The following is a 6,128-nucleotide window of genomic DNA, read 5'->3' as shown; positions in this document are numbered from 1 at the left end:
GCCTTCATGACCAAGGTCGCGGCCAGCATGGATGCCTTCTGATGCGCGCGCTGGTGGTTTACTGCCATCCGGTGCCCGAGAGCTTTTGCGCGGCCATCCGCGACACCGCCGTGGACGTGCTGACGCGACGAGGCTGGGAGGTGCGGCTGCTCGACCTCTATGCGGAGAAATTCGACCCGGTGATGGGCTGCGATGAGCGGCGCTCCTACAATGACCAGGCGCCGCAGGACCCGGCACTGAAGCCGCACTTCGAACTGCTCAACTGGGCCGAGGCGATCCTGTTCGTCTATCCGACATGGTGGTACGGGCTGCCAGCGATGCTGAAGGGCTGGCTCGACCGGGTGTGGGCGACGGACGTCGCCTTCAAGCTGCCGGCCGGCAAGGGACGGATCAAGTCGCTGATGACGCATGTGACCAAGGTCGGCGTCATCACAACCTGCGGCGCGCCGACCTGGTGGAGCGTCGTCGTCGGCCAGCCGGGACGCAAGACCCTGCTGCGCGGCATGCGGGCGCTGTGCGCGACGCGCTGCCGGACGTTTTTCCTGGCGCACTATCTGATGGATGCCTCGACGCCGGCAACGCGGGCGGCGTTTCTGGCGAAGGTGCGGGCGAAGTTGGAGCGGTTTTGAGGGAATTGGCGTCCTTCTCCCCGCTCCACGGGGAGAAGATGCCTGCAGGCAGATGAGGGGCAGCACGAACATTGCAGAGGTTGGCGCCGCCCCTCATCCGGCCCTTCGGGCCACCTTCTCCCCGTAAACGGGGCGAAGGAAGAGGGGTGCTACATCCTTGTCCGTTCTGACTTCGGATCATACATCGGCTTCAGCGACGCTTCCGCCGCAAAGCGCTCGCCGGCGATCTCGATCTCGTAGGTTGAGGCCAGCACATCCGCCTCGCTCTCGCCCTTGCAAGGCACATAGCCCAGCCCAACGGCGCCGCCGAGATGATGGCCGTAATTGCCTGAAGTGATCGGGCCGACGATCTTGCCGTCGCGCAGGATCGCCTCGTTGTGGAAGAGCAGGGGCTCTGGATCCTTCAGACGGAACTGAACGAGCCGGCGTGACAGGCCGGCTTCCTTCTTGCGCAGCACGGCTTCGCGGCCGATGAAGTCGCCCTTGGCGGTCTTCACCGCGAAGCCAAGGCCGGCTTCCAGCACATTGTCTTCATCGGTGATGTCGTGGCCGAAATGCCTGAAGGCCTTTTCGATGCGGCAGGAATCCAGCGTGTGCAGGCCGCAGAGTTTCAGGCCGACATCCGCACCTGCCTCCTCGATCGCCTCGAAGACATGAGCCGCCTGGTCGGTCGAGACATAGAGTTCCCAGCCGAGTTCGCCGACATAGGTGACGCGATGCGCGCGGGCCAGGCCCATGCCGATCTCGATCTCCTGGAACGTGCCGAACGGATTTTTATCATTGGAAAAATCGTTGGGGCTGACCTTCTGGATCAGCTTTCTCGCGTCCGGGCCCATCAGGCAGAGCACGCTTTCGGCCGCCGTCACGTCGGTGATGACGACGAACTCGTCGGCGACGTGCTTGCGCAACCAAGCCAGGTCGCGCTGCAGCGTGGCGCCGGGGACGACGAGGAAGAAAGCCGTTTCCGACAGCCGCGAGACCGTCAGGTCGCTCTCGATGCCGCCGCGCTGGTTGAGCATCTGGGTGTAGACGATCTTGCCCGGGGCGACGTCCATGTCGTTGGCGCATAGTCTTTGCAGGAAGTGCCGAGCGTCGCGGCCCTCGACACGGATCTTGCCGAACGAGGTCATGTCGAACAGGCCGACGCCATTCCTGACCGCGAGGTGTTCTTCGCGCTGGTTGTCGAACCAGTTCTGGCGCTTCCAGGAATAGCGGTATTCGCGCTCCTGGCCCTCGCGTGCGAACCAATTGGCGCGCTCCCAACCGGCGACTTCGCCGAAAACGGCGCCGCGCGCCTTCAGATGCTCGTGCAGCGGCGAACGCCTGACATTCCTCGAGGTCGCCATCTGGCGGTAGGGGAAATGGTCGGCATAGAGCAGGCCGAGCGTTTCGGAGACGCGCTCCTTGAGGTAGCGGCGGTTCTTCTGGAACGGCTGTGCGCGGCGGATGTCGACTTCCCACAGGTCGAAGGGGGCTTCGCCATCGTTGATCCACTGCGCCAGCGCCATGCCGGCGCCTCCGGATGAGACGATGCCGATCGAATTGTAGCCGGTCGCCATCCAGTAGCCGGCCAGTTCCGGCGCCTCGCCGAGATAGTAGCGGTCGTCGGGCGTAAAACTCTCAGGACCATTGAAGAAGGTGTGGATGCCGGCGGTCGCCAGCATCGGCATGCGGTTGACGCCCATTTCGAGGATCGGCTCGAAATGCTCCATGTCCTCAGGCAGTTGGTCGAAGCAGAAATCCTCGCTTATGCCGTCCATGCCCCACGGCTTGGCCACCGGCTCGAAGGCGCCCAGCATCATCTTGCCGGCGTCTTCCTTGTAGTAGGCGCACTCATCGGGCACGCGCAGCACCGGCAGACGGGTGAGGCCGGGGATCGGTTCGGTGACGAGGTAAAAATGCTCGCAGGCGTGCAGCGGTATGGTGACGCCGTTCTGCGCTCCCAGTTCGCGGGCCCACATGCCGGCGCAGTTGACGACGATGTCGGCCTCGATCGTGCCTTGCTCTTCGCCTTGCGCCCAGGACACGCCGGTGACGCGGCCGGCCTTGCTGTGGACCTTGGTGACCTTGACATTCTCGACGATGGTGGCGCCGCGCTGGCGCGCGCCCTTGGCCAGGGCCATGGCGATATTGGCGGGGTCGCACTGGCCGTCGAGCGGCAGATGCACGGCGCCGACGACATCGGAAACATTGAGATGCGGGTACATCTCGCTGACTTCCCTGGGCGAAATCTCGCGGACATCGACATCGAAGGCACGCGCCAGCGATGCTTGCCTGTAGATCTCGTGCTTGCGCTCCTCGGTCAGCGCCACGGTGATCGAACCGACCTGGCGCATGCCGGTGCCGACCTCGGTCTCGGCTTCCAGCTTGACGTAGAGGTCGGCGGAATATTTCGCCAGCCGCGTCATGTTCTGCGAGCCGCGCAGCTGGCCGATCAGGCCGGCGGCATGCCATGTCGTGCCCGACGTCAGCTGTTTGCGTTCGAGAAGCACGATATCGGTCCAGCCAAGCTTGGCCAGGTGATAGGCGACCGAACAGCCGGAAACGCCGCCGCCGATGATGACCGCCCTTGCTTTGGCGGGAACTGCCTTGGCGGTCATGCTGCCTCGCGACGGTAGCTGGAAGCAAAGCGGCGCAGACGAAGTGCAGCTTCCTGCAGCACCGGTTCGGGCTGGCAGAGACTGATGCGAATGTGGCCGGCGGCCGCCTCGCCGAAGCTGGAGCCGGGCATGACGCCGACCTTTTCCTTGTCGAGCAGGGCCCAGGCGAATTTCTCATCGTCCGGTTCGACGGCCGAGATGTCGAGCATGACATACATGCCGCCCTCCGAACCGCGCACGGTCACGTCGTTCATGCCCCGCACGGCGTCGAGCAAGACGGTGCGGCGTGCCGCGTAACGTTCGGCGATCTCCTTGACGCCGTAACGGTTCTCCAGCGCCTCGGAACAGGCGATCGAGATGAAGGCCGGCAGGCCGTAGGTCGTCACCAGATTGAGATTGATCATGAGCGTGATCATCTCCTCCGGTCCCGTCAGCCAGCCCATGCGCCAGCCGGTCATGCCGTGGCTCTTGGACATCGAATTGATGACCAGCGTGCGCTCGGCCATCCCTGGCAGCGAGCGCGGCGAGACGTGCTCGCCGCCGCCGAGCGTCCAGTAGACTTCGTCCGACAGCAGCCAGAGGTCGTGCTCCCGGCAGACTTCTGCCAGTTGCTCCAGCCGCTCGCGCGAATAGACCGCACCTGTCGGATTGTTCGGCGTGTTGATCAGGATAGCGCGCGTGTTCGGCCGGATTGCCGCGCGGATCATGTCGGCACGTGGCTGGAAGCCATCCTCGGCCGGTGTCTCGACGACGGTGAAGTCAGCGCCTGCGGCGCTGAACGTGTTGGGATAGGTGGCATAATAGGGCGCCACGACGATGGCGTGGTCGCCCTGGTCGAGCACGCCCTGCACGGCCGCATAGAGTGCGGCCTGGCCGCCCGGCGTGGCGATCACCTGATCCGGCGACGTCTCGACGCCGGTGCAGGCGCTCGAGGCCGCCGCCATCGCCTTGCGCAGGCGCGGCAGGCCGGGAAGCGGGGTGTAGTGATGATTGCTGCCGCGAACCGCGGTCACACAGGCTTCGATCGTCTGCGAAGGCGTGTCGAAATCATGGTCGCCGACCGACAGCATGATGATGTCTTCGCCGGCCTCCTTGCGCGTCCAGGCGGCGAAATGGACTTCCCAGCCGTCCTTGCCCGAAGGCACGATGCCGGAAATGCGCGATGATGGTCTAGGCATGCAAAACTCCCGAAATTTCGTAGCCGGCCTGTTCGAGCCGGTCGCGCAGAGCGGCGATGTGCGGTGGTCCGACTTCGCAGCAGCCGCCAACGATGCTTGCCCCAGCCTCGACCCAGCCGATCGCCTGGTCGGCATAGGCATCCGGGCCAAGGTCGTGACGAGCGTGCAGCACATCGACGGTGCCGCCGTGCTTGAGTGCTTCGGTTGACGTGAAGCCATTGGCGTAGGCGCCGACCGGGCCGCCGAGGCCGATCAGTTCAGGCAAAGCCGCGGCGATTGCTTCCGGCCGGCAGCAATTGACCAGCCGCGCGGCGACTGCCAGGCCGTCGAGCGCGCTTGCCGCGGTGGCTATCGCTTCGCCGCTGCGCAGCCGCGGCTTGCCGTGGTCGGCCAGCGTCCACGACACCCATACCGGCTTGCCGCTTTCCGATGCCGCGGTGACCGCCGCGCGGGCTTCGTCCGCCGACGCCATGGTTTCACACAGGAACAGGTCGACGCCATCGGCCTGCTCGGCAACGATGCGGCGGTAAATATCGAGCGTGTCCTCGAAGGAAATGGTCAGTGCCGGTGCATAGCTGCCGAAAAGCGGCGATAGGCAGCCGGCGATGGCTGCATCGCCGGCCTCGTCGCGGGCCTGTCTGGCCAATTCGATGCCGCGCTTCTGCAACGGCTTGAAGAGGTCTTCCGCGCCCTCGCGCGCCAGGCGTTCGGGTGTTGCCGAATAGGTGTTGATGGTGATGACACGGGCGCCGGCACGGATGAATTCCGCGTGCAGGTCGCGCACCAGATCCGGTTCGTCGATCAGCACCCGGGCTGACCATAGCGGCGTCGGCTCGGATTTGCTGCGGCGGACCAGTTCCTGGCCCATGCCGCCATCGGTGAGGATGATTTTCTTCATGCGCGCAGCCTTTCGTTCTTCGGATCCCACAACGGTTCATCCTTCTGCACGATCGCCTGAAAGCGGTCACCGAAGATTTCGACCTCGACTGATGTGCCTGGCTCGGCCAGATCGGCGCGCAGCATGCCGAGCGCGATCGACTTGTCGACCCGGTGGCCCCAACCGCCGGACGTCGTCTCGCCGACGATCTTGCCGTCATGCCAGAGCGTCGACACCGAAGGGGCGTCGCAGTCGCCCGGGTTCTCTATAACCAGCGTGACGAAGCGCTTCTTCACGCCTTGCTGCTTTTCGTTCTGGAGTGCAGCCTTGCCACGGAAATCGGGCTTGTCCCATTTGACGAAGCGCTCCAACCCGCCCTGCAGGATCGAATAGTCGGTCGACAGGTCGCCCTTCCAGGTGCGGTAGCCTTTTTCAAGCCTGAGTGAATCCAACGCATACATGCCGAACGGCTTCAGCCCATGTTGCTGGCCTGCCGCGCAGACGGCGTCGAAGATGGCTGATGTGTCGTCCACCCTGGTGTGGATTTCCCAGCCGAGTTCGCCGGCGAAGGAGACGCGCACGAGTTTGGCCCAGCGACCGGCGATCTTTGTCTCCTGATGCGTCAGCCATGGCAAAGTGAGGTCGGCTTCGCAGACATCGGCGAGGATTTTCCGCGAGTTGGGGCCGGCCAGGATCTGGGTCGAGAATTCCTCGGTCCGGTCGATCAGCCTGAACGGCGCATCCTTGGGCATGCGCGATTTCAGCCATTCGAAATCGTGCCACTGCGCGACCGCCGCGGTGATCAGCGTCATCAGGTTGTCGTCGTGGCGCACCACGGACATTT

At 64.5% G+C, this 6,128-nt stretch carries 5 protein-coding genes; 1 reads left to right on the top strand and 4 read right to left on the bottom strand.

What is annotated here, in order from left to right; genetic code table 11:
- Positions 1-41: 41 nt before the first annotated feature.
- On the top strand, positions 42-629 hold the full coding sequence (locus EN893_RS14760; RefSeq protein WP_127268477.1) for an NAD(P)H-dependent oxidoreductase: 588 nt from the start codon (positions 42-44) through the stop codon (positions 627-629).
- 149 nt (positions 630-778) lie between these two features.
- Here EN893_RS14760 and EN893_RS14755 read toward each other — a convergent pair whose 3' ends face one another.
- From EN893_RS14755 to EN893_RS14740, 4 genes are all read right to left on the bottom strand, one after another.
- Positions 779-3,229, bottom strand: coding sequence for an FAD-dependent oxidoreductase (locus EN893_RS14755; RefSeq protein WP_127271776.1), 2,451 nt, complete (start codon positions 3,227-3,229; stop codon positions 779-781).
- Positions 3,226-4,407, bottom strand: coding sequence for a pyridoxal phosphate-dependent aminotransferase (locus EN893_RS14750; RefSeq protein WP_027034771.1), 1,182 nt, complete (start codon positions 4,405-4,407; stop codon positions 3,226-3,228). Before EN893_RS14750 ends, EN893_RS14755 begins: the two co-directional genes overlap by 4 nt.
- Entirely contained in the window at positions 4,400-5,305 is a 906-nt protein-coding gene (locus EN893_RS14745) for a homocysteine S-methyltransferase family protein (RefSeq protein WP_127269321.1), read from the bottom strand. The genes EN893_RS14750 and EN893_RS14745 overlap by 8 nt, the downstream gene beginning before the upstream one ends.
- Positions 5,302-6,128: aminomethyltransferase family protein (locus EN893_RS14740; RefSeq protein WP_164900870.1), on the bottom strand; the 827-nt coding region annotated here is incomplete at its 5' end. The genes EN893_RS14740 and EN893_RS14745, both read right to left, overlap by 4 nt.

It is taken from the genome of Mesorhizobium sp. M7A.F.Ca.CA.004.04.2.1 (assembly GCF_004022825.1).
Classification (GTDB): Bacteria; Pseudomonadota; Alphaproteobacteria; order Rhizobiales; family Rhizobiaceae; genus Mesorhizobium.
This window is presented reverse-complemented; position numbering and strand designations above follow the sequence as displayed.

Bases quoted from the DNA above. Each gene is read 5' to 3' on its own strand.
- EN893_RS14760 (WP_127268477.1), top strand. From the start codon at position 42: ATGCGCGCGCTGGTGGTTTACTGCCATCCGGTGCCCGAGAGCTTTTGC.
- EN893_RS14755 (WP_127271776.1), bottom strand. From the start codon at position 3,229: ATGACCGCCAAGGCAGTTCCCGCCAAAGCAAGGGCGGTCATCATCGGC.
- EN893_RS14750 (WP_027034771.1), bottom strand. From the start codon at position 4,407: ATGCCTAGACCATCATCGCGCATTTCCGGCATCGTGCCTTCGGGCAAG.
- EN893_RS14745 (WP_127269321.1), bottom strand. From the start codon at position 5,305: ATGAAGAAAATCATCCTCACCGATGGCGGCATGGGCCAGGAACTGGTC.